Origin of the sequence: Citrobacter sp. RHB35-C21 (genome assembly GCF_013816515.1) — a bacterium.
Classification (GTDB): Bacteria; Pseudomonadota; Gammaproteobacteria; order Enterobacterales; family Enterobacteriaceae; genus Citrobacter; species Citrobacter braakii.
The window spans coordinates 3,514,826-3,540,900 of the sequence record NZ_CP057147.1; the positions used below are offsets into that span (position 1 = coordinate 3,514,826).

Below are 26,075 nucleotides of genomic sequence, written 5' to 3' on the forward strand. Positions count from 1 at the left end.
GTAAGCCTTCCTTAAGCTGAGAATGTGAGTGGGTACAGTTTACAGGCATTACCCGAACCTGATAAGCGCAACGCCATCAGGTATATCAGTGCCACCAGTGCGCGATTTGCCAACCTAATCGCGCCGCAACGCGCGCCGCTCTGCCATCATCGTCAAAGCGTGGATTAAATTCAACCATATCCACCGCCTGCAGTTTACTGCTACGACACAGGGGTTCAATCAGACTCAGCAGCGTCGCCAACGGTACGCCCAGCGCAGCGGGTGCCGACACGCTGGGCATTTCCCACACCGGCAGCACGTCGAGATCGATAGTCAGATAGATAACATCCAGGTTGGCGACAAACTGCGCTAACTGCGCCTGCGCCGTTGCACAGTACAGATCTTCCACCACGGTCACACCAAGCCGCTGCGCCTCATCCCATAACGCCTGGGTGTTTGCCGCCCGACTGACACCGATACAGGCATAGTGAAATTCACGCTGTTGTTCATCGCAAAGCTGCGCCAGTTGGCGAAACGGTGTACCGGAAGTAGCCTGATCGGCATGGCGCAAATCGAGATGCGCATCGAAGTTGACGATCCCCACTTTCGCCTGCGGGAACGCATCCAGCACGCCTGCGCCGTGCGCAAATGCGGTTTCGTGTCCTCCCCCCAGAACAAAGGTACGTATATTCTCCTGCTGACAGCGCTGCACCGCATTGCGTAGCGCCTGCTGCGCGCCCTCAAGGTCGGGGGCCTGGGCCACAATATTTCCCAGATCCACCAGCCGATGATGCCCATCGTGGCTGGCTAAATTCGCCAGCGCCTTGCGCAGCACATCAGGTGCTCCGGCGGCTCCCGTCCGGCCCTGATTACGTTTCACGCCTTCGTCGCAGGCAAATCCAAGCAGCGCTATCTTCTCGCGATACATTTCTGGGCTAAATGTCGGGCTCAGCGTGATCGTCTGAAACAGGCGCAGCGCATTCGGCGATTCGGCGCGATCATCACGTCCCTGCCACAGCGCAGGTGAAACAGGTTGCCAGTGAGTCATACTATTTGTCCTTTGAATACGCGTTGGTAGAGCGGGTTACGCCCCGGTTCATACAGGATCTCGACCGGGAGAGTTGCATCCCACACCACAAAATCGGCCACAAACCCGGCCTTCAATTGACCATGAGTGGCATGACGTCCCAGCGCCCGGGCCGCATGACGGGTTACGCCCGCCCATGCTTCTTCCGGCGTTAAGCCAAACTGAACGCAGGCCATATTCATCGCCCAGTGCAGGCTGATAAACGGGCTGGTACCCGGGTTAAAATCTGTCGCCACCGCCATCGGTACCTGATATTGACGCAGCAACGCCACCGGCGGACGCTGTTGCTCCTTAAGGAAATAGAATGCGCCGGGCAGCAGCACGCCGACCGTACCGCTTTGGCTCATCGCCGCTACGCCCACTTCATCGAGATATTCAATATGATCGGCGGATAACCCGTGGTAGCGGCTTACCAGCTGTGCGCCACCCAGCAATGACAGCTGTTCAACATGGCCCTTAATCGGGATGCCCAACGCCTGCGCGGCCTGAAACACCCGCTCGCTCTGCGCCAACGAAAAACCCACGCTTTCACAAAACAGATCGACGGTCTCGAACAGCCCTTGTTCCCACAGCTGCGGCAAAATGGTCTCGCACACCAGCGTAATATAGCCGTCAGGATCATCCCGGTATTCTGCTGGAGTCGCGTGGGCAGCCAGCAGCGTGGGGCTTATTTCAATGATATTCTCCGCCGCCAGCGCCGCTGCCACGCGCAATATTTTCTCTTCTGTCTGCAAATCCAGGCCGTAACCGGATTTTATTTCCAGCAACGTAACACCTTCTTTGATTAGCTGTTCCATACGCTGATGCGCTAGATGTAAGAGTTGCTCATCACTGGCGCTGCGGGTTGCTGATACGGTGGCATTGATCCCCCCGCCCTGGGCGCTTATCTGCTGGTAGGAGACACCGTTTAGCCGCTGCTCCCATTCACCTGCGCGGTTTCCACCAAAGACCAGATGCGTATGACAGTCAATCAGGCCAGGTGTAATTAGCCTGCCCTGCATATCAAAGGTATTGTCATGTGTGAGATAGAGCGATGACTCCGGGACGATATCGCGAATCTTCCCCTCGCGGACGATCAGCGCATGACCCTCTACCAGCCCATACGGGGTGTTACGTTCGGGATCCATGGTCGCCAGACGAACATTGCGCCAGATAACATCATCAGGGAAGAATTGCTGCATTCGACTCACCACTTGTCATAGGTTGTATAGACATTTATTTTTGATTATACGGATGTTGTCAACCTGAAGGACCGTAATTGTTATGTATTTGTGATATAAGGACTCTCCGTGCCGGGCATTACGGCGATAAAAACAACTTTTTACCTTTTAACCTTCCCGTTTCGCTCAACTTAGTATAAAAAAGCAGGCTTCAATGGATAACTTTCAAAGCCCGGAGCAACCTGTGAACATATCATCAGTTTCCCGTCTGGCGCTGGCAATGGCTTTTGGCGTGACGCTGACCGCCTGTAGCTCTACGCCGCCCGATCAAATTCCTTCCGATCAGACCGCGCCAGGTACCTCTTCGCGCCCGATCTTGTCGGCCAATGAAGCGAAAAACTTCGTTGCTGCGCACTATTTTTCCGCGCTGACGCCAAACACCGCGCCGTGGAGCCCTTCTGCTATTTCTCTGCCTGCACAGCCTGACTTCGTGGTTGGCCCGGCTGGGACTCAGGGCGTCACCCATACCAGCATTCAGGCTGCGGTTGATGCGGCAATCATCAAACGTACTAACAAACGTCAGTACATCGCGATTATGCCGGGCGAGTATCAGGGCACGGTATATATCCCGGCAGCAACGGGGAGTCTGACGCTGTACGGTATGGGCGAAAAACCGCTGGATGTGAAAATTGGCCAGGCTATTGATGGTGACATGAGCACCGCAGACTGGCGTCGTACGGTGAACCCGGGCGGTAAATACATGCCGGGTAAACCGGCGTGGTATATGTTTGATAATTGCCAGAACAAGCGCGGCACAAATATTGGCGTGATGTGTTCTGCCGTCGTCTGGTCGCAAAATAACGGTCTGCAATTGCAGAACCTGACCATCGAAAACAATCTGGGTGACAGCGTTGATGCGGGTAATCACCCGGCCGTTGCGCTACGTACCGATGGCGATAAAGTGCAGATCAATAAGGTCAACATCCTCGGTCGCCAGAATACGTTTTTCGTGACCAACAGCGGCGTACAAAACCGTCTGGAAAACGATCGTCAACCGCGTACTTTGGTAACCAACAGCTACATTGAAGGCGATGTGGATATTGTTTCCGGTCGCGGCGCCGTGGTGTTCGATAACACCGATTTCCGCGTTGTGAACTCCCGTACTCAGCAGGAAGCCTATGTGTTTGCACCCGCGACGCTGTCAAACATCTACTACGGCTTCCTCGCCACAAATAGCCGCTTCACGGCGAGTGGTGATGGCGTGGCACAGTTGGGCCGCTCGCTGGATGTCGATTCAAACACTAACGGTCAGGTCGTTATCCGCGACAGCGTGATCAACGAAGGCTTTAACATGGCAAAACCATGGGCTGACAGCGTTATCTCGAAGCGTCCTTTTGCCGGTAATACCGGTGCAGAAGATGACAAAGGTGAAATCCAGCGCAACCTGAACGACACCAACTTCAACCGCATGTGGGAATACAACAACCGCGGTATCGGTAGCAAAGTGGTTGCCGAACCGAAGCAGTAATCACAGCCATCAAACCGCTGGCGGGAACACTCCCGCCAGCCCCCTTCACCGCTTTCAACGTCTTTTCTTCACACAGGTAATATTTTCACCAACGCAGGTTTAAATTGATCGCGTGAATCAATCTATTTATAGCCATAATAATTCGAGTTGTATGAAGGCAAGCCCAGGTGCTTACATAAGTAAGTTACAGAAACGATTAACTTGATAAATATCATTCTGCCGCTAAACTCAATTTTTAACCCAAAATAGATAAAAGCCAATCCATATTAATTTTAATATATTAACCCCATCAATATATATCACTCTCCGGAAAAGGAAAATTACCGTAACGTAATCTAAAAATAAATCAAAAAAAACCTTATGATATTTGTTATATATAAAATACATAAATGGGAAAATGATTCAAAAAACAACTCATCTGACCAGTCACCTTTTTTCCTAATTATCCCGTCACAACCTTTAGCTTCTGGTGCTTTACGAAAAATGCCGCATATAATATTTTGGCACAGTGAGTGCAGGGTTAATTTTTACAGCAACTAATATCTAAGGATTTATGGATATGAAAAACATGATTCATTCATGGAAAAAAAAGGCGGCTCAGTATCGTGAGCTGAAAAAACAGAAAGGCGTAACGCTGCTTGAAATTATCATTGTACTGGGCATTATCGGTATTATTGCCGCAGGCGTGGTTGTTCTGGCACAGCGTGCGTTTACATCTCAGGATATTTCAGACCTGACCGATAATACGAACTCTGTCCGTGTTGCGATGACAGAGGCGTATAAAGACTCCGCTGAATATCCGGCTCGCGCTGATTCAAATTCAGAAACAAAAGCTGGGATCGAGACATCATCTGGAACATCCGCAATCGTTGGTCTGGTCAAGATGGGTAAAATCGGTCCTAGCGAAGCGTTCAATGGATTCTCTAACGATGCTTTTGAAATTGGACCTGCAAAACTTTCCGCTACTGCCGCGAAGAATAAAGCTTTCTTTATGGTAATCAACGGACTGGAGATGGAAGATTGCCGTAACATTGTGTCACAGATTGGTTCTCAATGGGATTACGTGGCGACCACTACAGCGGCTGCAGGTGCAATGTCTGGTAATGCTGCAGCAATTGATATCAGTGTTGAAGCGAACCCTGCTACTGGTATTTTGAAAACAACGACTGATGATAAGTTAACGCCTGCCAATATCGTCGCAACTGGTGTCTGTGACACTGATCCAACTGGTCCAACTAACGCTATCGTTTTAGGTAGCCGTTAATAAATACTGGCAATATTTTTTTAATTTGTTGTACTTATTCTGCCCTCTTTATTAGAGGGCAGTCCTTCTAAATGGACTTTATAAATGATAAGTAAGCACAGCACGAATGCTCACGGCCGTCAGGCAGGCGTCACCCTTCTTGAAATGATTGTTGTGCTTGCCATTATCGGCATGTGCCTGATGACATATGCCAATTATAAACGAAAAGAAGCCCAGCAAAGTCACCAGCTTATTGTCGCTGATATGATCGTCCGTGATATTTCTGGCGTAATGCGCTTTATTGCGCAAAATAAACTGAATGTTCTGGGGGGCGGTGAAGAAGCCAACCCACTATTCGGGACGAAAAATACTAACGTCACCGTCGCGAATTATGATAATCGCGTATCTAATAAAACCTTACAGGATCAACCTTATCCTAATACGGATACAGACAAATTTTATTCCGGCTGGTCTGTTGGTGTGTCAACACAAGCCCAGGTATCGCCCACTCGAGGTTCTCGCTATCTGTTTCTGGGTAGTGAATGTAAAAATGGCAATAACCCGAAAGGGAAACTGCCCTTCGCCCTTGCGGAGTCTATGCTGCCGTGTGAACTGCGCCCTGGCGCCGAATCGCTGGAGCTGATGCTGGAACGCGTGGACTTCGTCAACAACATTCGGCAAGCCGGCACCAGCGGGCCAGGTATTGAACGTGTCGACTTCTACATCACCTACCAGACAGATGCCGAGAACGAAGGCCTCCATTTTGCCGGATTTATTAAGCCGCTGGAAAAAGCGCTGAAAGGCGTCGATCTCAGCTATCTGCAGGCGGTGGTGTTTGAAATCGAGGGTAACGGTAATTTTAAACTGGTAACCTCGGCCTCAGGCCAGCCGCTGCAGATGGGGGACGTTCCCAATCATATGGACAGGCTCAATGCGAATAAACGTTACGGCATTCGCTTAAGCTTAGACAAAAGCAGTGAAGATATTGCAGCCGATGGTTCCGTTCCAACGGCCAAACTATGCTGGAACGATGCCAAAGACGAAGCCGGACCGTGTATTACGGCGATTGATGAAGACCGCCTGCTGATTACCAGCAGCGATGCAACGGGCAAAGATAAAAACGAACCGGCGATGTGCTGGAGCAGAGAGCAAAACAAGAGCACGCTGTGCCTGGCGGCAATGGACAGCAACGGCGTCAATCCTGGCGCGGATAACCCGGACGATCGCATTCTGCATCTGCGTACCAGCGCGGATAAAACAGACGGTAGCGAGGCAGAACCTGCTTTACCAAGCTCACTCAAAGGCACCACCGGCACGCTGTACGCCAATATCGTGATGGAAAATACCTCGCGCAAACATCCGGAAAAATGGCATGTGGCTTACGATCAAGTAGAGGCAAACGCGCTTAAGGATGGTCAGCAGAATAATGATGATACCACTCGTGTATTTTCTGATGCCTTCAGTGGTCAATATGAGCTGGTGACGCCCACCACCACTTTTTATCAGTCATTTAAAAACGATTATCCGCAGGGTAAAGGTCCGACAGGGGCTGATGATATTTATAAAGAGGCAAATAAGAGTACAAATTACGATGGTCTCTTAAGTGAGCCGGGCGTGATTCGTTTACCGTTGCAAACGTGTCCTAAAGTAACCGGTATCGATAAAGACGGTAACACCACGCTGCGAAGCCTCTATCCCCGCCTGTCGGTCGCCATATCATCGGTCGCGGCAGATGAGAATGCTGAAACAGACACTGGTTATACTGACTACACCCAGCAGGGGGCAACGCGTTTGAATACCGTTAAAACCCGCAACAAAGTGGGGGCGGTAGCGGGTGTTGCGATCCAGGCCAATATAGTGGTTAACAAAGATACAGCAGCCCCTGCCAACGATCCGGTGAAAAGGGACAAAAACGGAACCTTTGAGGACTGGATCGCGGAAGACTGGTTCAAAGGTGCAGGTACCAGGGACGACCCCGCCCCCTTCTGGTTAATCAGCGCCACCTCGGCAATGATTAATCCCGATGGTGATGGTATCAATAAAATGAATCCGCAGTCTCTCTCAGTGGTGATTAACCAGTGGTGTAGCACGATCCCGCAAGGGGGAATGATTTCATCCGAAGGTTACGCCTGGAAGACGGCGATGCCGAATAAGTATGTGCTCCATTCTCTTGTTGCGGAAGATAACGATCTTAAGTTTTATAAAGAAGACGGTAATAAACTTGATATTCCGGACCATGAAAGAATCACCTATTAATCATTGGAAGAGTAAGATGAAAAAAACATGGATAATTGGGGCTGCCGTGTCCGCATTATTAGGCAGCCAGGGAAGTTTTGCCGCCAGCGCACCAGCCGGGCAAAAAATTGACGCAGGGATGTTAACCACCACGCCAGTGAAAGAAAGTACAACCACGCCGCGAAATCCCTTTTCCGGGGATGATACGGTGAAAAGCGTCGCACCTGTCAGTGCGCCAGTAATGGAAATAAAAATTGATTTACTGGAGGAGGAGTTATTAAGCCAGCAGCTTTCAAAATGGGCGCAGCAAAATGGCTATAAGCTGCTCTGGAACAGCTCAACTGATTTTGTTATTTACAAGGCAATTCATTTGCAGGGTAAATCAATACAGGATGTGCTGGTTAAGCTTGGACAAGTATTTACGTCAGAAAACTACGGGCTGGTGATAAAAGACTACCAGGCGAATAACGTACTGATCATTGATGAGCAGTAATTAAGCAAGGGAATAATGCTATGAAAATTAAAGTTTCGCTTCTGGCGTTGACGCTGGCTCTTCAGGGTTGTACGTCTATTGATACCAAGTACGATAAAAGTATTGTCCCGCAGGAAACCGGCAACCCGACCACTCCGGATGAGATGAAAACGACCGGTTATATGAAATATAACGAGCCTTATCTGGGCAAAAAGGTTGAATATAACTCCCGTAAACAGGCGCTGCTGCGTAAGCAGGTGAGTATTCAGTCCTACGAGCCTACCGATCTGGCGACAATTCTTGAGGCGGTGACCGCGCAAACCGGTATTAGCTACCGTATTAATACTTCCATTCCCGGTGGAAAATCGGATGCGGGGGAACCGGAGTTCCGTAGCGTTAAGTTCAACGGAACGTTTGAGGAATTTACCCGCTATATTTCCGCACTATATGACGTGAACCCAGTGCTGGATAACAACGGCGTGCTGGTCGTCTCTTATTTCCAGAACTATGTGCTGAAGCTGGATTTTTACGGCGAAGACAACAAGTTTGAGACCAGTCTCGACCTGTCCGGTAATGAAGCCACTACCGGTGGCGGTCTGAAAGGCAAAGCCGAAACCAAATTTGAATCCAGCTTCTGGGACGACGTTGAGGATATGGCGGAAAAATTCGTCTCCAGCGGCGTTTACAGTATTTTTAAAGACGCCTCGATTCTGACGATCACCGCGCGTCCTTCGGAGTATCACGCGCTGAATGAGTCGCTGAAGAAATTCCAGGCGGATAATACCCGTCAGTTTGTCGTGACTTACAAAATATTTACCCTTGATAAGCGCAAAACGAAAGAGCTGGGCGGCGGGGTCAATATGACCTTCAATGACGGGACCTCCTCTTTTGGTATCGACAGCTCAGAAATGCTGATGAAGCTCTCCGGCGGCTTAACCGCAGGCTGGACCAATCAGCATATGAATATCAGCTCTCAACTGGATGCCCTGTACGAACTCACCGGCAGTAAGGTGATCCAGAGCGGTTCGTTTATTACCCGTAATAACATCCCTATTCCACTCAACATGACCACGTCGCAATATTATGTCTCCAGTCGCACCAGGGAAGAAGACTCCAATTCAGGAGACGTCAGTACGGAGGTGGAAACCACGGAACTGGTCACCGGCACCAGCTTTATTCTTACCCCGCGTATCTTAACCGACGGGCGAATTGAAGTGGCCAGCGGCTTTACCAAGCGCTACCTCAACTCAATCGATACCTTTGATGAAGTTCAGTTGCCGTCGGTAAGCACGACGGAAATGTTTAACATTTCCACAATTACGCCGGGTAGCCTGCTGCTGGTCAGCAAATACGAAGCGAAAGAGGATGCTGACGGTCAGGGATGGTCGGTGCTGGCAGGCTCGGTTACCAACAGCGATCATGTCGAAACGGTGGTTATGGTAGTCGGTATTGATAATTACCGTGCCCCAACGCAGACCCGATGAGGGCATCATGCTTAAGCACTTATCAGAAAATCGGGTATTAATTGATCTGGTCTGGAGCTACGAGCCCGCCTCTCACGAACCTTATTATCTTGACTGGCTGGCGCATTTACGGCGAACCCATCGCCAGTTAACGGTCCTGTCGGATGAAGGGGAAATGGTTACGGGTTTCTGTACTAAACACTCCACCTTATATGAGCCTTTCGCCCTGTGGATGAAAGCTCTGTACGGTGACGGTATTTATTATTACGAGCAGGTGGAAAGCTGCTATTTCCTGATTATCTCGCACGGTGTTCCCGTTTCGGGCAGCGATCGTCTGGTCTCCAGACGCTTCTGGATGAAGCTGAAAGAGCAGTTGAAAGAATCGCCACAGTATGCGGAGCTACCGTTAATTCAGTTAACGGAACAGCACATTGAGGCGGTGATTGAAGGCTGTACTGGACATCAGCAGCGGCAGAAAAAGCGGCGACAGATGATGATCGGCGCTCTGATAGCAGGCGGCATCGTATTTTTACTGGTGTTTATGACACTACTGAAATTATTTATAAAAGGATGAGAACGTGGCGGTCTCTGAAAATCTCTATTTCTGGAAGCGTCGTAATATAGGGGGCGCACCTACCGGACGAGGCGGTAAAATTATCGTCTGGGTCGTTACGCTACTGATTTTATTAGCTGGCGGCGGCGGGTCGGGCTATTACTATTTTATCTGGAAACCGGAGCAGGAACGATTAGCCAGAGTCAAGGCTGAACAGGCTGCCCGCCAGCAAAAAATCAAAGCTATCGAAGATTTTTATCGCAAGTCACTCACGGGCGGCAGCATTTCTGATGCCAGCCTGCTGCTGGAGCAGCTCTTGCTGGCAAATAAAAAACTGTCGCAGGTGGGCTTTGCGCCAAAAAGTATTGAATGTACCAGTACGGGTTGCTCACTCAGCTATGCGCTGAATCCAGGGCGGATATTTAGCGTGGCCGATATTAATCTCTGGGGCAAAACCTGGTCGCCCAGTTTTTCAAAAAACACGCTGGACTATACGGGCGTTGAGTCCGGGATGAATAAACACCCATGGCTCAGCGCGTGGCAGAGTAAAAATACGGTCAATCTGCCGGTCTGTACCGATGTATTAAGTTATATCAGCACCTGGAACTCATTAGGCGGACGAAATACCGAACTGGTATTAACGGGAATGCCCTCCTCTGCCGTCGGGCAAAATGAAAGCGCGCTGAAAAGTGCGGTAACGTCATTTGGCATGCTGTTCGTCGGTTGGACGATCACCTCACCGACCAAAATGGATTTCTCAGGCGTGTCGTTGGTGTTGAATAAGCAACCCTTTGCCGACGCGTTTATTATCAAATCAATCGTATTCACTGAAAACTCAACGCTCGTTACCGGAGGACTGGCATGCAAAAAGGGAAATTAATTATTGCGGGAATAGTGTTGACGCTTTCACCTGCTCTTTACGCCGCAGATACGGCAGAAATCATCCCCGCGCAGGAGGTTGTGCAAGCGGAAGGCACGCCGCCGTTAAGCGACGTATCGCCGATGCAGGATCACGTTGTTGAGATGATAGAAAAAGATTTCAACTTCGAGAGCCAGTACCGCGAGCTGGCGAATCAGCTTGCGCTGGAAAAAGTCCGCAGCGAGCTGCGTAAGCTTCGCGGTGAGAAAAAGACGGATAGCGCAGCGATTATGCCGGTGAGCACCGCCAGCACAATGGATTATATTAGCGCTTCCCCAGGAGCAACCTCAGAATCTGCGCCTGGGCTGCGGCCGCTGCTGATTTCCGAAATCGCGGGTCAAAAACGCGTGGCGATTGCCGGCGCCGACGGCGGCGTGAAGATGGTGCCGCTGAATCAGCGTTTTAGTTACGGCGGTTATGACTATATTGCGCGTCATAACAAGGCAAATGACGTGACGGTCGAGGTTGTGGGTAAGTGATCGATTATATCCAGTTTAACGAGGAGAATATTCATTCTCAGGAGTGGCAATTCCAGGAGTATGACGGCGATATTCTGGTTGCTGAGCATGCGGATGAAGCCTGGTTACTGGTATCCACGCCTTTGATTGATAATCTGGCACCAATGCAGGCGGTGTGCCACCGCCTGCAGGTTTCCCATAATATTCAGGTTAAGGGAATAGCGCAGGTTACTGAGAAAAATTATTACCTGATCGTTGAACAACTGCTGTCGGCGGGAAGTAAGCTGCTTGAACAGGAAAGCAGTAACACACAGCTTGCGCTGGAAGAGATGCTGAAAAAGGCCGTGGCGTTGAAGGCCAGCGACCTGCATATCACCCGTAATGATATGGTGGCGAATATTGAGCTGCGCATTAACGGCGTGCTTTGTCCGTTTATACAGATGAAGGCGTCACGCTGCGATGAGCTGGTGTTCGTGCTCTACAACGTTGAGGCAAGCACCCGCGACACCACCTGGAACCGCAATATTGCGCAAAACGCCAATATCCTCTATTCGCTGGCGGGGAAAAGCTACCGCTTCCGCTATGCGCACTATCCGATATTTGGCGAGACCAGCGATTGCTATCACGCGGTATTGCGAATTATTCCATCGGGTCTGGACAGAGCCAGCGTCGCGAGCCTGGATAAGCTTGGCGTTTCCGATGAGGAAATTAGCGACCTCAAAAGGATCCTGAGTAACCCCTACGGCGCTTATATTATTGCCGGAACAACCGGTTCGGGGAAATCCACTACCCTGAAGAATTTGATGGAATGGATGCAAATCAACCGCTATGACAATCGCGGCTGTTTTCTGACCGTAGAAGATCCGGTCGAATATCAGATCTATGGCGCGACGCAAAGTTCGGTATTAAGCGGCGAATCCGGAGGATTCCATTCGGCGATCAAATCCTCGCTGCGTCGCGATCCGGACGTGCTGATGGTGGGGGAAATTCGCGACAATATCTCTTCTAACGCGCTGGCTGGGGCGGTGGAAAGTGGTCACTACTGCTTTACCACCGTGCACGCAGGCAACATCGTTTCGTTATTGCAACGCTTATCCGCGCTCGGTATTACCAGCGATAAGCTTTCAACGCCGGGCTTTATTGCGGGCTTACAGTGCCAGAAGCTAATACCGGTACTGTGCCCGCAGTGTAAAACGTCGTTACGGACCACCGCCATTAAGGGACGCGAATTCCAGCTTTATGAAAAAAACGCTGAAGGCTGTCCGGCCTGCAAACACACCGGTATTGGCGGACGCCAGCTGGTGATGGAGTATTTGCTGCCGGTGTATGACGAGCTGGAGGCCATTGCTGAACAGAAGTGGCTTAAAGTTTATACCGTCTGGCGCGCGAAGCGATTAAAACAGACCGGCCTGAGTGAAGGATTCGAAATTAAAGAAAAAACAATGGCGGCGGTACTTCAGGGACGCGTGTGCGCGACCTGGTTTCAAATGGAGTTTGGGCAAGTCGTTCAGGAAGAGCTGGAGGTAATAGTTGAAAAAATTCGGTAAGAAACAGCGTATTTATCTTTATCAGTTTTGCGCAGACATGATTAACGCTGAACTTCCGTTGTATGACGCGTTGCAAAAATTACGCGCGGAAGGGGAAAAACTGCTCGGCAAAGGATTTGCTAAACGTCTGGAAGAGCTGACAAGCAAAATGGCGAAAACCACCTCCATTGCGATGGTTTTCGAGGGACTGGTCCCTGAATCTGAACTGAGCGTGATTAACGCGGCGGAACGCAGCGGCAGCCTGGCCGACGGTTTTATCACCCTGGTAAACGTAATTAATTATAACGACGAGCTGCGCAAGAAAATCGTCGGCGCCATCACCTTCCCGCTCATTATGCTGGTCCTGTCGCTGGTGGTGATAGGCGGTTATGCTTATAAAGTGTTCCCGGCTTTTGAAGGCGTTGTACCGGTTGAAAAATGGCCTGGCGTCACCAGCGCGCTCTATATTTTTGGGATGGCGCTGTGTAATGGGCTGTGGATATATATCCTCATTGGTTTTATTGCGCTGGTTACCGTGATCAAAATAGCGATGGGCAAAATGACCGGGAATATTCGTAATCAGTTTCTTGACCGAATTATGCCGTTCTCAACGTATAAGCAGTTGACCGCCTCTATTTTTCTCAACAACCTGGCGCTGATGTTAAAAAACGGCATTCCGCTCAACGATGCGCTCAGCATTATTAGCCTGAACTCCAGCCGCTGGCTGCGCTGGCACCTGGCCGGGATGCAGAAGAAAATGGCGGCAGGCGTCAGCTATGGGGAGGCGCTCAATTCGGGTTTACTGAACACGGAAACGCTGCTCAATATCAGCCTTTACGCCGCGCTACCCTCGTTTAATGAGGTGCTGCTGGCGGTATCGAATAAATCACGTGAACACATTCGGGAATATATCACTAAACTTTCCGGGTTATTAAAAGCGCTCTCCACGCTGATATTAGGCGGTTGCGTAATATGGGTTTTTGCCGCGTTGTTTTCGCTCAGCGACAAGTTGGCGGCGATGGGCGCCAGCGGTTCTTTTTAGGAAAATTAAATCATGGAACTGTTAATGCCATGGATGGTGGCTATTTTTATCCCACTTGGATTGCTGTTTGGCAGCTTAGCCAACGTGATTATTTATCGTCTGCCGCTGATGCTTGGCGTGATAGATGAGGATGATTCAGAAGGGGCGGCTGTTAATTTGTGGTGGCCGCCGTCGCACTGCCCTGCCTGTAAATCAGATATTAAGCCCTGGGATAATATTCCGGTTCTCAGTTGGCTGTTACTGAAGGGCAAATGCCGCCAGTGCGGCATTGCGATCCCGGTTATTTATCCGGTTTCTGAACTGGCGATGGGGCTGGTATGGGGGGCGCTGGCCTGGTTTTACCTGCCGCAATGGTCTCCTCAGCTCGCGCTGGCATATGCGCTGTTGTTTATGGTGCTCTACAGCGCGGCGGTTATCGATTTTAAACATCTGATTCTGCCGGACGCGCTGGTCTTCACCGTGCTCTGGGGCGGGCTACTGCTTGCCGCATCGGGCTACTCCATGGTGCGGGTGAAGGACGCGGTTTATGGCGTCGCCGCCGCCTGGCTATTGCTGTGGGGCGTGATGAAGCTGTGGGAGACGTTCTGCAAACGCGACGGTCTGGGCTACGGCGACGTCAAGCTCTACGCCGCCTGCGGGGCATGGCTTGGCTGGCAGCGCCTGCCGGAATTACTCTGCTTTTCGGCGCTGGCCGGGCTGCTGTTTTACGCCTGCGTGCGGTTTTTTTATACGCAAGAGGATGACAAACATCGCTTTTATATTCCGTTCGGTCCGGCTATCGCGCTGGTCGCGTTTTTACTGCTGCTCTGACGGAGGTCGATCGTGTCGTGTCTGATATGGAGCATATGGCTGACAATGGCGCCGCTGGCGACGACCAGCTGCGAGCAGGCCTGGCAGCAGGCTTTCGTTCCGTCATTACAGGCAGCGCAAATGTGGTCAGAAGAGAACCTGAGGATGCCGTCCAGCGCTGCGGCGGTGGATGATGATAACGCCCCAGTACGCTTTATCTGGCCCGTGGCGAAGCGCCAGATCAGCTCAGGATTTGGACAACGCCTGCACCCTGTGCTGGGGCGCATGATGCAGCATAAAGGCATGGATATTCCTGTGCCATTCGGCAGCAGCGTGCATGCAATTGCCGACGGCGAAGTGGTGGAGAGCGGCTACGGTCGCGGCACCGGATACTTTATCACTCTCCGTCATGCAGACGGCTGGCTGAGTCGCTATTTTCATCTCGCCTCTACGCGGGTGCGTAAGGGCGAAAAGCTGACGGCGGGCGAAGAGATCGCCGCATCCGGCAGCAGCGGTTTTAGCACAGGTCCGCATCTGCATCTGGAAATTGCCTGGCGGGGCGTGGCGCTCGACCCGCAGCCCTTGCTGAACAACACCCCGATGCTGGCGCGCGCCGGGCGGGCGTCCACGGAAGAAAAATCCGACGCTCAGCCTCGGGTGGTGCTGGTTTCTCAGGGACCGGGCGGAACCCGGATTACCGTCCGGTTTAACAACAAAACGCGCACCGTGGCACCAGGTAGTATGGTCTTTGGCGACTATCAGGTCGTGCTGTTGCGCAGTGGTAAATATCAGATTATTTCCGTCGCATAAAGAGGGAGTGACAAATGAAAAGGACTGTTTTATCGGCAGGGCTGATCTCGGCAATGCTGCTTTTTAGCACAAGTGCAATATCTTCGAATAATGCTCCCAATTCAGGAGACGACCTCAGTGCAAATTTTGGTTTTCTGAAACGCACGCCGGCCTCGCTGGGGCCGCATTATTTTACCGTTCGGGTAACGGCAGAGACGTTTAGTCGGCAATTTAGTACTGAGGCTATACAATCGTATGGCGTGAACGTGTATTGGAAAACGAAAGGGTACGATCAGGATAAAGGTCGTAATAATCTTAGTGTTACTGCACCAAATTTACCGCGTTGTCCATTTAAAGAGGAAAGGCAATGTGATAACAGTAGAGACAAACTTAGAGGTAATTCGGAGGCTTCGTCAGAACACCTTGAAGGTTTGCTTTATAGTTATCTCGAGATTGACAATGGTATTTATATTCAGGGCAAGGTCCCCGATAAACTTCAAAGAGCGACACGGTTCTTTAGACATCGCTATGGCGGTTACGAGTATCCACCGGCGAATAAGCAGGATGAGGTGGACGATCCTAATGTCCGGCTCTCAGCGATCTTTTTTTCCCAAAGCGAAGCCCCCTGTGAGAAAGCAGGCAGTCGATTCTGCGGTGGCCAGGATGGACATCAAGTCCCTAAAGACATACTTATATCAAGTAACGATCTGGAATATCTCGTCATTGAAGTCATTGGTTTCCAGCATACGAATAAGAGAGTGTTTAAAAATGACGCCTTTTATACCTTCCCTATTGCGGCTGTAAAATATGTCCCCACAGGGCAGGGCAAGAAAATGAAGATATTAAGATCGGATAGGCATGCCAAGCCAGGAATGGGGATGGAAATGTTTGCGGCTACTTTCCCTTCGACGCCCCCCAATAACGATACGGATGGATATTGGGATGTCGGTGCTACGTCTATTCATGGTGATGCAGATGAAATCGATTTCACAAATATTGACGTTCTCAAGGTGAAGCTTTTCTATAATTCTCGATACCCAGACTGGGACACACCTGAGGACACGGGGATTTATTTTCAATTAGAAAAGACGGATTTAATATGTTTCCCCTGGGTCAATGCTAAGTGTATTTATCCGTTGAAATAACTTATTTTCCCCGCGAGGTTCACACGGATGTAAACCTCGCTTTTATCTTTGAACAGGCTTTTCCTGCTCTGACTGATGGCGTTAGTAAGCGTTCACCACGACCCACATCGGTCCCTGCCCCACCGCATAACGCCCCTTCTCTGCCAGCAGCCCCTGCTCGCCAGCAATCTCATACACCGCGATATGGTGCGATTTCTGTCCGGCGGCAATCAGGTATTTACCGCTGTGATCGATATTAAAACCGCGCGGCTGAGTTTCAGTTGGCTGGAAACCCTCTTTGGTCAGCACGCTGCCATCTTCAGACACGCTAAAGATCGTAATCAGGCTGCCGGTGCGGTCACAGGCGTACAGATGACGACCATCCGGTGTAATGTGAATATCCGCTGCCCAACGGGTATCAGTGAAATCAGCCGGCATCATATCCAGCGTCTGCACACACTCAATCTTGCCGTATGGATCTTTCAGCGCCCAGACGTCAACGGAGCTGTTCAGCTCATTCACACAGTAGGCAAATTGCTTATTCGGATGGAACGTCATATGACGCGGGCCAGCACCTTCAACGGTGGTCACTTCTGCCGGTTCCTGCGCCACCAGATGTCCATCATCGCTTACCTCAAACAGACAGATACGATCCTGTTTCAACGCCGGAACCCACAGGATACGGTTATCCGGTGAGATGTTGGCCGAGTGGCAGCCGTCCAGACCTTCAACCACGTCAACCTGTTCCACCGGCAGGCCATCTTCCAGACGCGTGACGCTCACGCTCCCGGCGTTATAAGAGCCGACAAACACGAAACGTCCCTGATGATCGGTAGAAATATGCGTCGGGCTACCCGGCAGCGCAGACTCCGCCGCGAAGGTCAGCGCACCGTCATCAGGCGCAATGCGGTAAGCCAACACGCGAAACTCCGGGCGCACGCCAACATAGAGGTAGCGCTTATCCGGGCTGACGACCATCGGCTGTACCTGACCCGGCACATCAACCACCTGCGTCAGCGTCAAAGAACCATCATGATTCAGGCTCCAGACGTGGATTTGCTGACTTTCAGGGCTGGCGGTATAAACGGTTTGCTTCATGAATACTCCTTTGCTTTTTGGCAGGTGGCTGCAATTGCCTGACACACGCCTAAGGTAGACGCTTTTAACGGTGAATGCTTAATTAAGGCGCAGAATTTTGTCCGGCTCCCGTCTCGGTGTACCATTCCAGCAGATAAAATTCTCAACCTTAATCTGGAAATAACTATGACCGCACGCGTGATTGCCCTGGATTTAGACGGTACCCTGTTGACCCCGAAAAAAACCTTGCTGCCATCCTCTCTTGAAGCGCTCGCGCGCGCCAGAGAAGCAGGATACCAACTTATCATTGTCACAGGTCGCCATCACGTTGCTATTCATCCTTTTTATCAGGCACTGGCGCTGGATACACCTGCAATTTGCTGCAACGGCACCTACTTGTATGATTATCAGGCAAAAACGGTACTGGAATCCGATCCCCTTCCGGTAAACCAGGCATTACAGCTGATCGAAATGCTGGATGAACATCAGATCCACGGGCTGATGTATGTGGATGAGGCCATGCTGTATGAGCGCCCAACCGGACATGTGGTGCGTACCGCTAACTGGGCGCAAACCCTGCCGCCGGAACAGCGCCCGACCTTCACCCAGGTGCCTTCGCTGGCGCAGGCTGCACATGACGTTAACGCCGTCTGGAAATTTGCCCTCACCGACGAAGATATTCCGAAACTGCAGCAGTTTGGTAAGCATGTTGAACAACAGTTGGGGCTGGAGTGTGAATGGTCCTGGCACGATCAGGTCGACATTGCCCGTAAAGGCAACAGCAAAGGACGACGCCTTACCCAGTGGATTGAAGCACAGGGCGGGTCAATGGAAAACGTCATTGCCTTTGGTGACAACTTTAACGATATCAGCATGCTGGAAGCCGCAGGTACCGGCGTGGCGATGGGTAATGCGGACGACGCGGTCAAAGCCCGCGCCAACATCGTAATTGGTGACAACACCACCGACAGCATCGCGAAATTTATTTACTCCCACCTGCTGTAATCACGCGGTAATCGATACGCTCTTAATTTGCGCGTACAGCCACAGGCCAGGTTTGATACCCAGTTCATCCCTGGCCCACGGGCTGATCCTCGCCCACAGCGTTTTACCGCCCACTTCAAGCTGAACCTCCACCTGACCATTATCGTCATAGCACTGCGCGACTTTCGCCCGCAGCACGTTACGAATACTGGTCTGCTGCGGCGGTTGAAGCACCAGCGAAACATCAGATGCCTGAATACGAATACGCAGCGCAGTTTGCAGCGGTTGATCCAGCTTATTGACCCATAGATGCTGATCGCCAAGCGCCAGTGCAGTCATTGCGTAATGTGGATGATGTTCCAGCACGTTGACTTTCAGAATGCTGCTTTGCTGTTCCTTTGGTAGCCACGGATGCATCACGCTGCTGCCCCAGACATCTTCCAGCGAACCGAACGCTTTAACCTGCCCGTTTTCCAGCACCATCACTTTGTCTGCCAGGTGCAAGATTTCATCGAGCGAGTGGCTGACGTACAGCATCGGAATATTAATTTCACGTGCCAGGCGTTGCAGGTAAGGCAACAGTTCGCGCTTACGCGGGATATCCAGCGAGGCTAACGGCTCATCAAGCAACAACAGTTCCGGTGCGGTAAGCAGCGCCCGACCGATGGCTACGCGCTGTTTTTCACCGCCAGAAAGACCGCCAGGCAGACGGTCAAGCAGCGATTCAATGCCCAACAGGGCCACCAGCTTATCAAACTGTCCGGACATACTTTTCGCCATACCGTAACGCAGGTTGCCGCGCACTTTATAATGCGGAAACAGGCGCGCATCCTGGAAAACATAGCCCACCCGGCGTTTTTCGGGCGTTAAACAGATACCGTTCTCGACGTCGTTCAAAACCCGTCCGTTAAGCACGATGCGCCCGGACTGCGGCTGCGTCAGGCCGCTGATGGCGTTAATCAGCGAGGTTTTACCCGCGCCGGAAACGCCAAAAATAGCGGTGATCCCACTGGCTGGCAGCGTTTCGTTGAGCGTCAGGCAATGCGTCCCCAGCGTTTGGGAGAAATTAAGTTCCAGCATGATTACCGCCCCGTCCGTTCACGGCTAATACGCGCCAGCCATTCAGAAATCAGCAGTGAAATCAGCGCTAACACAATAGAAATGATACATAACCTTGCCGCCGCGCTTTCGCCGCCGGGGGTCTGGATCAGGGTATACATCGCCGATGGGATAGTGCGGGTTTCGCCAGGAATGTTGGAGACAAAGGTAATCGTTGCGCCAAATTCCCCGAGGGAACGCGCGAACGCCAGCACCGTACCGACAATAATGCCAGGTAGCATCAGCGGTAAAGTAATCGTGACAAATACGCGCCAGCGTCCAGCGCCCAGCGTGCGGGCCGCCTGCTCCAGCTTGACATCGACACCTTCCAGCGCCAGACGAATAGCCCGTACCATAAGCGGGAAAGACATCACCGCCGCAGCCAGTACCGCACCGCGCCAGCTAAAGGCAAAGGTAATGCCAAACCAGTCGTACAGCCATTCGCCAATGAATCCGCGACGCCCCATGGCGACCAACAGCAGATAGCCCACCACGACCGGCGGCAGTACCAGCGGCAAATGCAGAACGCTGTCGAGCAGCGCTTTGCCCGGGAACTTGCATCGCACCAGCAGCCAGGCAAAGAAGATCCCAAACGGCAGACTAAACAACACAGCCAGGGAAGAAACTTTCAGGCTCAGTATAACGGCCTGCCATTCAGGATCGGTCAGTATCATTACTTGGTCGTAAATCCATAACGTTTAAAGATTTCAGCAGCCTGCGGTCCTTTCAGGTAATCATAGAACGCGCTGACCGTTGCGTTTTTGTGCCCATCAACAATTGCGATAGGGTATTCCACTTTTTTGTGTGAATCTTCCGGGAAAGTCGCAACAACTTTTACGCCCTTGCTGGCGACAGCATCGGAACCATAGACGATCCCCAGCGGCGCTTCGTTACGCTCTACCAGCGCCAGCGCACCGCGCACATCTTCGGCAGGTGCCAGTTTCGGGGCCAGGGTATCCCATGCCCCCAATTTTTGCAGCGCTTCTTTAGCATAAATGCCCGCCGGAACATGTTCCGGATCGCCAACGGCCAGACGCCCACCATTTAACAAACGGGTCCAGTTGGTTTTGCTGTCGATGGTGAAGTCTTTCTGCGCACTGTCTTTCGGTGCGACAACCACCAGGCTGTTACCCAACAGCGTTTCACGCGTTGCGGTATCAATCGACTTTTTGTCTACCGCGTAATCCATCCATTTCTGATCGGCAGAGATAAACAGATCGGCCGGAGCGCCTGCTTCAATCTGGCGCGCCAGCGTGGAAGAAGACGCAAAAGAAGAGACAACGTCAACGTTCTTCTCTTTTTTGTATTGCGTCGCAATATCCTGCATCGCGTTAGTCAGTGAAGCCGCTGCGAAAACAGTAATTTTTCCTTCATCCGCCAGCGCATGCCCGGCAACAGTAAGAGAAAGTGTTGCCCCGGCAAACAAGCGTAACCATGTACGTGCCATCTGTAACTCCTTTGCGTTTCGTTATGTAGTCGCAAATATAACGAGTAAACCAGGATTTTCCCAGTGGTTATTAATACCAATTTGAGGTTACACGAAGAAAATATCGGCAGGGAAAGCAGAATCTTGAGAAACGGTAGACAGAGAAAACGGGTTGGAAGGCGTAAAAAATATAAACGCCCGACTGAGCGGGCGTTTGGGGAATCAATGATTCTGTCTGGACTGGTCTTTTTGACCGATACCGGAGAAAATGTTGAACACTTCACCCAGTCCGTAAATCAGACCCAGAATGATGGCCATTACCACAGGTACCATGATTACGGCGAATACCAGACTTTTCAATAACTCTAACATGGTCAACTCCAGATGTAGTCCTTAGCTGTATTCTAACCACATAACGCAGAAAAGCACTCCCCTTTTGTGCGGTCGGCTTTGCTCAGGCACGGTTTTCCGTCACAATACTCTCTTTTGCCAGGAGCTTGTGATGCAGGCCGAAATCCTTCTTACGCTGAAACTTCAGCAAAAACTGTTTGCCGATCCCCGTCGCATTTCTCTGCTTAAGCATATTGCGCTTTCCGGCTCTATCAGTCAGGGCGCGAAGGATGCAGGTATTAGCTACAAAAGCGCCTGGGATGCGATTAACGAAATGAACCAGCTTAGCGAACAGACGCTGGTTGAGCGCGCCACAGGCGGCAAAGGCGGCGGCGGCGCGGTATTAACGCGCTACGGCCAACGCTTAATTCAGTTGTATGATTTGCTGGCGCAGATCCAACAAAAAGCCTTTGATGTTTTGAGCGATGACGATGCGCTACCGCTCAATAGCCTGCTGGCGGCTATCTCTCGATTTTCACTGCAAACCAGCGCCCGTAACCAATGGTTTGGCACAATCACCGCCCGCGACCACGATCAGGTCCAGCAGCATGTCGACGTCCTGCTGGCCGATGGCGAAACGCGCCTGAAAGTGGCGATCACTGCGCAAAGCGGCGAGCGTCTGGGTCTTGAGGAAGGCAAAGAAGTACTGATTCTGCTGAAAGCGCCGTGGGTAGGAATCACTCAGGATGACGCCATCGCTCAGGCCGCCGATAACCAGTTGCAGGGCACGATTAGCCATATTGAACGTGGAGCGGAACAGTGTGAAGTGCTGATGACGTTGCCAGACGGCCAGACGCTGTGCGCCACCGTTCCGGCCCAAGACGCCGCAACGCTGCAAGAAGGCGCTAACGTCACCGCCTGGTTTAATGCTGACAGAGTGATTATCGCCACGCTGTGCTGAGTAGATTGACATCAGCCTGAAGAACACGTATCCCTGTTATTAATCGCTGCAAATAATGGGATACAAAATGTCATCGTTGCAAATTTCGCAAGGCACGTTTCGTCTTAGCGACACAAAAACGCTCCAGTTAGATGCGTTGACGTTAAACGCGGGTGATAGCTGGGCGTTTGTTGGCGCTAACGGGAGCGGGAAATCCGCGCTGGCCCGCGCACTGTCGGGAGAGCTGCCGCTTCTGAAAGGCGAGCGCCACTGTCAGTTCACGCGTATTACCCGACTCTCCTTTGAGCAGCTACAAAAGCTAGTCAGCGACGAGTGGCAGCGAAACAACACCGATCTTCTTAGTCCCGGTGAAGACGACACCGGGCGCACCACCGCCGAAATCATCCAGGATGAGATCAACGATCCCGTCCGCTGCGCTGCGTTGGCGCAGCAGTTTGGCATTTCTTCCCTGCTCAACAGGCGTTTCAAATACCTTTCCACCGGTGAAACACGCAAAACCCTGCTCTGTCAGGCGTTAATGTCCGCGCCGGATTTACTGATCCTTGATGAGCCCTTTGACGGGCTGGACGTAGCGTCACGCCGTCAGTTAGCAGAACTGCTCGCTGAGTTGCATCAGGCCGGCTTTACGCTGGTGCTGGTACTTAACCGCTTTGATGAAATTCCCGAATTCGTGCAGTTTGCTGGCGTACTTGCCGATTGCACGCTGACAGAAACCGGCGCAAAAACCGACCTTCTGCAACAGGCATTAATCGCTCAGCTTGCCCATAGCGAGCGGCTGGAAGGAATTCAGTTACCTGAACCGGACGAGCCTTCGGTGCGCCGTACGTTGTCAGATAACGAGCCGCGAATTGTGCTTAACGATGGCACGGTCTCGTATAACGATCGCCCTATCCTTCACCATTTGAGCTGGCAGGTAAATCCGGGGGAACACTGGCAAATCGTCGGCCCCAACGGAGCGGGAAAATCAACTCTGCTCAGTTTAATCACCGGCGATCACCCCCAGGGCTACAGCAACGACCTGACCCTGTTTGGCCGTCGCCGTGGCAGCGGTGAAACTATCTGGGATATCAAAAAACACATCGGCTACGTCAGCAGCAGTCTGCATCTGGATTACCGGGTGAGTACCACAGTTCGCAACGTTATTCTCTCTGGTTATTTTGATTCAATCGGCATCTATCAGGCCGTTTCCGACAGGCAGCACAAGCTGGTGCAACAGTGGCTGGATATCCTTGGCTTCGATAAACGCACCGCGGATGCGCCATTTCATAGTCTTTCCTGGGGACAGCAGCGGCTGGCACTGATTGTTCGCGCGCTGGTTAAACACCCGACGTTGTTGATCCTTGACGAGCCTTTGCAAGGGTTAGATCCGCTCAATCGCCAACTGATTCGCCGTTTTGTGGATGTGCTAATCGGTGAAGGTGAAACTCAACTGCTGTTCGTCTCTCACCACGCCGAAGATGCCCCAGCCTGCATTACCCATCGACTGGAGTTTGTGCCCGAAAACGACATCTACGCCTATCGATTAACGTCTCTGCGTTAGTTTTCATTGCAGGGCGTTTATCACGCCCTTTTTTTCTGCTTTTTTTCAGACAAACGCTGAAATAACAACCTAACATAATGATTTAAAATAAAATAACCATTAAAAATGCGTGAAACTTATGGAGTGTAAACGATTCCACTAATTTATTCCATGTCACACTTTTCGTATCTTTGTTATGCTATGGTTATTGCATACCATAGGCTTAACGGAGCGAATTATGAGAGTATTGGTTACAGGTGGTAGCGGTTACATTGGAAGCCACACTTGCGTGCAGTTGTTGAAAAACGGTCACGAGGTGGTGATCCTGGACAATCTCTGCAACAGCAAACGCAGCGTTTTGCCCGTCATTGAGCGTTTAAGTGGCAAGCAGCCGACCTTCGTGGAAGGGGATATCCGTAACGAAGCGCTGATAACCGAAATTCTACACGATCATGCCATTGACACGGTCATTCATTTTGCGGGTTTAAAAGCCGTTGGAGAATCGGTTGCCAAGCCGTTGGAGTACTATGACAACAACGTCAATGGCACCCTGCGTCTGGTGAATGCAATGCGCGCCGCCAACGTGAAAAACTTCATTTTCAGCTCCTCCGCGACCGTCTATGGCGATCAGCCGCAAATTCCTTACGTTGAAAGCTTCCCTACCGGCACGCCGCAAAGTCCGTACGGCAAAAGCAAGCTGATGGTAGAACAAATCCTGACCGACCTGCAAAAAGCACACCCCGACTGGAGTATCGCCTTACTGCGCTACTTTAACCCGGTTGGTGCTCATCCGTCGGGCGATATGGGGGAAGATCCGCAAGGTATTCCCAACAACCTGATGCCTTACATCGCACAAGTTGCCGTGGGCCGCCGCGAGTCCCTTGCCATATTTGGCAACGACTACCCAACTGAAGATGGCACCGGCGTTCGCGACTACATCCACGTGATGGATCTCGCCGACGGCCACGTCGTCGCGATGGAAAAACTGGCGGGCAAACAGGGTGTGCATATTTACAACCTCGGAGCAGGCATCGGCAGCAGCGTACTGGACGTGGTCAACGCCTTCAGCAAAGCCTGCGGTAAACCCATTAATTACCATTTCGCCCCGCGCCGTGATGGCGATCTTCCGGCTTACTGGGCAGATGCCAGCAAAGCCGATCGCGAGCTTAACTGGCGCGTGACCCGCACACTGGATGAAATGGCACAAGACACCTGGCACTGGCAGTCACGCCACCCGCAAGGATATTCGGATTAAGGACCAATCATGACGCAATTCAATCCTGTCGATCATCCACATCGCCGTTTTAACCCGCTCACCGGGCAGTGGATCCTCGTATCACCGCATCGCGCCAAACGTCCGTGGCAAGGGGCGCAGGAAACCCCGTCTAAGCAGGTACTGCCTGCACATGACCCGGACTGTTTCCTGTGTGCTGGCAATACGCGCGTTACCGGTGATGTAAATCCGGATTACACCGGAACCTATGTTTTTACCAATGATTTTGCGGCGCTGATGTCCGATACCCCGGACGCGCCGGACAGTCACGATCCGTTGATGCGTTGCCAGAGCGCGCGCGGTACCAGCCGCGTAATTTGCTTCTCGCCCGATCACAGCAAAACGCTGCCAGAACTCAGCGTCCCTGCGCTGACAGAAATCGTAAAAACGTGGCAGGAGCAGACCGAAGACTTAGGGAAAACCTATCCCTGGGTGCAGGTATTTGAGAATAAAGGCGCGGCGATGGGGTGCTCGAACCCGCACCCACACGGTCAAATTTGGGCCAACAGCTTTTTGCCCAACGAAGCTGAACGTGAAAATCGCCTACAGAAAGCATACTTCGCCGAACAGGGCGCGCCGATGCTCGTTGATTACGTCCAGCGTGAACTGGCAGACGGCAGCCGTACGGTCGTTGAAACTGAGCACTGGCTGGCGGTTGTCCCTTACTGGGCCGCGTGGCCGTTCGAAACGCTGCTGCTGCCGAAAGCGCATGTGCTGCGTATTACCGATTTGACCAACGAGCAGCGTGCTGACCTGGCGCTGGCGTTGAAAAAACTGACCAGTCGTTACGACAACCTGTTCCAGTGCTCATTCCCCTACTCCATGGGCTGGCACGGCGCGCCGTTTAACGGTGAAGAAAACGAACACTGGCAGTTGCACGCGCACTTTTACCCGCCGCTGCTGCGTTCCGCGACCGTGCGTAAATTTATGGTCGGTTATGAAATGCTGGCAGAAACCCAGCGAGATCTGACTGCAGAACAAGCGGCTGAGCGACTGCGTGCGGTCAGCGACATTCATTTTCGCGAATCCGGAGTGTAAAT

At 51.7% G+C, this 26,075-nt stretch carries 25 protein-coding genes; 18 read left to right on the forward strand and 7 right to left on the reverse strand.

Features of this window, described 5'->3' with window-relative positions; translation table 11 throughout:
- Positions 1 to 85: 85 nt before the first annotated feature.
- Positions 86 to 1,027 carry a formimidoylglutamase gene (gene hutG, locus HVZ39_RS17180; RefSeq protein ID WP_181632745.1) on the reverse strand — a complete coding sequence of 314 codons (942 nt, stop codon included), beginning with the start codon at positions 1,025 to 1,027 and terminating at the stop codon, positions 86 to 88.
- Entirely contained in the window at positions 1,024 to 2,247 is a 1,224-nt protein-coding gene (hutI, locus tag HVZ39_RS17185) for an imidazolonepropionase (protein ID WP_181632746.1), read from the reverse strand. Before hutI ends, hutG begins: the two co-directional genes overlap by 4 nt.
- 223 nt (positions 2,248 to 2,470) lie before the next feature.
- Between hutI and HVZ39_RS17190 the strand changes: the two genes are divergently transcribed.
- From HVZ39_RS17190 to HVZ39_RS17250, 13 genes are all read left to right on the forward strand, one after another.
- Positions 2,471 to 3,754 carry a putative acyl-CoA thioester hydrolase gene (locus HVZ39_RS17190; RefSeq protein WP_047502440.1) on the forward strand — a complete coding sequence of 428 codons (1,284 nt, stop codon included), beginning with the start codon at positions 2,471 to 2,473 and terminating at the stop codon, positions 3,752 to 3,754.
- Positions 3,755 to 4,313: 559 nt separating this feature from the next.
- Complete coding sequence (locus HVZ39_RS17195) at positions 4,314 to 5,018, forward strand: type IV pilus major pilin (RefSeq protein WP_181632747.1); 705 nt, start codon at positions 4,314 to 4,316, stop codon at positions 5,016 to 5,018.
- 84 nt (positions 5,019 to 5,102) lie between these two features.
- Positions 5,103 to 7,253 carry a prepilin-type N-terminal cleavage/methylation domain-containing protein gene (locus tag HVZ39_RS17200; protein WP_181632748.1) on the forward strand — a complete coding sequence of 717 codons (2,151 nt, stop codon included), beginning with the start codon at positions 5,103 to 5,105 and terminating at the stop codon, positions 7,251 to 7,253.
- A 16-nt stretch (positions 7,254 to 7,269) separates the two neighbouring features.
- On the forward strand, positions 7,270 to 7,725 hold the full coding sequence (locus HVZ39_RS17205) for a TcpQ domain-containing protein (RefSeq protein ID WP_181632749.1): 456 nt from the start codon (positions 7,270 to 7,272) through the stop codon (positions 7,723 to 7,725).
- 20 nt (positions 7,726 to 7,745) lie between these two features.
- A complete protein-coding gene (locus tag HVZ39_RS17210) occupies positions 7,746 to 9,188 on the forward strand; it encodes a type II and III secretion system protein (protein ID WP_049040755.1) in 1,443 nt (480 codons plus the stop codon).
- Positions 9,189 to 9,195: 7 nt separating this feature from the next.
- Positions 9,196 to 9,741, forward strand: a complete 546-nt coding sequence (locus HVZ39_RS17215; protein ID WP_103283646.1) for a hypothetical protein — start codon at positions 9,196 to 9,198, stop codon at positions 9,739 to 9,741.
- A gap of 4 nt (positions 9,742 to 9,745) precedes the next feature.
- On the forward strand, positions 9,746 to 10,600 hold the full coding sequence (locus tag HVZ39_RS17220) for a hypothetical protein (protein WP_181632750.1): 855 nt from the start codon (positions 9,746 to 9,748) through the stop codon (positions 10,598 to 10,600).
- Positions 10,582 to 11,118: a hypothetical protein gene (locus HVZ39_RS17225; RefSeq protein ID WP_181632751.1), complete on the forward strand. Its 537-nt coding sequence runs from the start codon at positions 10,582 to 10,584 to the stop codon at positions 11,116 to 11,118. Before HVZ39_RS17220 ends, HVZ39_RS17225 begins: the two co-directional genes overlap by 19 nt.
- A gap of 143 nt (positions 11,119 to 11,261) precedes the next feature.
- Positions 11,262 to 12,644, forward strand: a complete 1,383-nt coding sequence (locus tag HVZ39_RS17230) for an ATPase, T2SS/T4P/T4SS family (RefSeq protein WP_131341739.1) — start codon at positions 11,262 to 11,264, stop codon at positions 12,642 to 12,644.
- Positions 12,628 to 13,665 (forward strand): type II secretion system F family protein, encoded by a 1,038-nt coding sequence (locus HVZ39_RS17235; RefSeq protein ID WP_181632752.1) that lies wholly within the window; start codon positions 12,628 to 12,630, stop codon positions 13,663 to 13,665. The genes HVZ39_RS17230 and HVZ39_RS17235 overlap by 17 nt, the downstream gene beginning before the upstream one ends.
- 12 nt (positions 13,666 to 13,677) lie before the next feature.
- The gene (locus tag HVZ39_RS26800; RefSeq protein ID WP_103283642.1) at positions 13,678 to 14,475 is read left to right on the forward strand and encodes an A24 family peptidase; all 798 of its coding nucleotides are present in this window, start codon (positions 13,678 to 13,680) and stop codon (positions 14,473 to 14,475) included.
- 12 nt (positions 14,476 to 14,487) lie between these two features.
- On the forward strand, positions 14,488 to 15,264 hold the full coding sequence (locus tag HVZ39_RS17245) for a M23 family metallopeptidase (protein WP_223307935.1): 777 nt from the start codon (positions 14,488 to 14,490) through the stop codon (positions 15,262 to 15,264).
- Between the two features lie 14 nt (positions 15,265 to 15,278).
- Complete coding sequence (locus HVZ39_RS17250; RefSeq protein ID WP_181632753.1) at positions 15,279 to 16,388, forward strand: hypothetical protein; 1,110 nt, start codon at positions 15,279 to 15,281, stop codon at positions 16,386 to 16,388.
- An 81-nt stretch (positions 16,389 to 16,469) separates the two neighbouring features.
- Here HVZ39_RS17250 and pgl read toward each other — a convergent pair whose 3' ends face one another.
- Positions 16,470 to 17,465, reverse strand: a complete 996-nt coding sequence (pgl, locus tag HVZ39_RS17255; protein ID WP_181626315.1) for a 6-phosphogluconolactonase — start codon at positions 17,463 to 17,465, stop codon at positions 16,470 to 16,472.
- 165 nt (positions 17,466 to 17,630) lie between these two features.
- Between pgl and HVZ39_RS17260 the strand changes: the two genes are divergently transcribed.
- A complete protein-coding gene (locus tag HVZ39_RS17260) occupies positions 17,631 to 18,449 on the forward strand; it encodes a pyridoxal phosphatase (RefSeq protein WP_016152329.1) in 819 nt (272 codons plus the stop codon).
- Here HVZ39_RS17260 and modC read toward each other — a convergent pair whose 3' ends face one another.
- The 4 genes from modC to HVZ39_RS17280 all read right to left on the reverse strand — a co-directional run bounded on the left by modC (position 18,450) and on the right by HVZ39_RS17280 (position 21,324).
- Positions 18,450 to 19,508, reverse strand: coding sequence for a molybdenum ABC transporter ATP-binding protein ModC (modC, locus tag HVZ39_RS17265; protein WP_181632754.1), 1,059 nt, complete (start codon positions 19,506 to 19,508; stop codon positions 18,450 to 18,452).
- 2 nt (positions 19,509 to 19,510) lie between these two features.
- Positions 19,511 to 20,200, reverse strand: coding sequence for a molybdate ABC transporter permease subunit (modB, locus tag HVZ39_RS17270; RefSeq protein ID WP_016152327.1), 690 nt, complete (start codon positions 20,198 to 20,200; stop codon positions 19,511 to 19,513).
- Entirely contained in the window at positions 20,200 to 20,973 is a 774-nt protein-coding gene (gene modA / locus HVZ39_RS17275; protein ID WP_016152326.1) for a molybdate ABC transporter substrate-binding protein, read from the reverse strand. The genes modB and modA overlap by 1 nt, the downstream gene beginning before the upstream one ends.
- A 201-nt stretch (positions 20,974 to 21,174) precedes the next feature.
- A complete protein-coding gene (locus HVZ39_RS17280; RefSeq protein WP_003023026.1) occupies positions 21,175 to 21,324 on the reverse strand; it encodes an AcrZ family multidrug efflux pump-associated protein in 150 nt (49 codons plus the stop codon).
- A 130-nt stretch (positions 21,325 to 21,454) separates the two neighbouring features.
- Between HVZ39_RS17280 and modE the strand changes: the two genes are divergently transcribed.
- The 4 genes from modE to galT all read left to right on the forward strand — a co-directional run bounded on the left by modE (position 21,455) and on the right by galT (position 26,073).
- The gene (modE, locus tag HVZ39_RS17285) at positions 21,455 to 22,243 is read left to right on the forward strand and encodes a molybdenum-dependent transcriptional regulator (protein ID WP_016152325.1); all 789 of its coding nucleotides are present in this window, start codon (positions 21,455 to 21,457) and stop codon (positions 22,241 to 22,243) included.
- Between the two features lie 67 nt (positions 22,244 to 22,310).
- On the forward strand, positions 22,311 to 23,783 hold the full coding sequence (gene modF, locus HVZ39_RS17290; RefSeq protein ID WP_181632755.1) for a molybdate ABC transporter ATP-binding protein ModF: 1,473 nt from the start codon (positions 22,311 to 22,313) through the stop codon (positions 23,781 to 23,783).
- A 217-nt stretch (positions 23,784 to 24,000) separates the two neighbouring features.
- On the forward strand, positions 24,001 to 25,017 hold the full coding sequence (gene galE, locus HVZ39_RS17295; RefSeq protein WP_103929035.1) for a UDP-glucose 4-epimerase GalE: 1,017 nt from the start codon (positions 24,001 to 24,003) through the stop codon (positions 25,015 to 25,017).
- A 9-nt stretch (positions 25,018 to 25,026) separates the two neighbouring features.
- Positions 25,027 to 26,073: a galactose-1-phosphate uridylyltransferase gene (gene galT / locus HVZ39_RS17300; RefSeq protein ID WP_016156021.1), complete on the forward strand. Its 1,047-nt coding sequence runs from the start codon at positions 25,027 to 25,029 to the stop codon at positions 26,071 to 26,073.
- Positions 26,074 to 26,075: the final 2 nt, after the last annotated feature.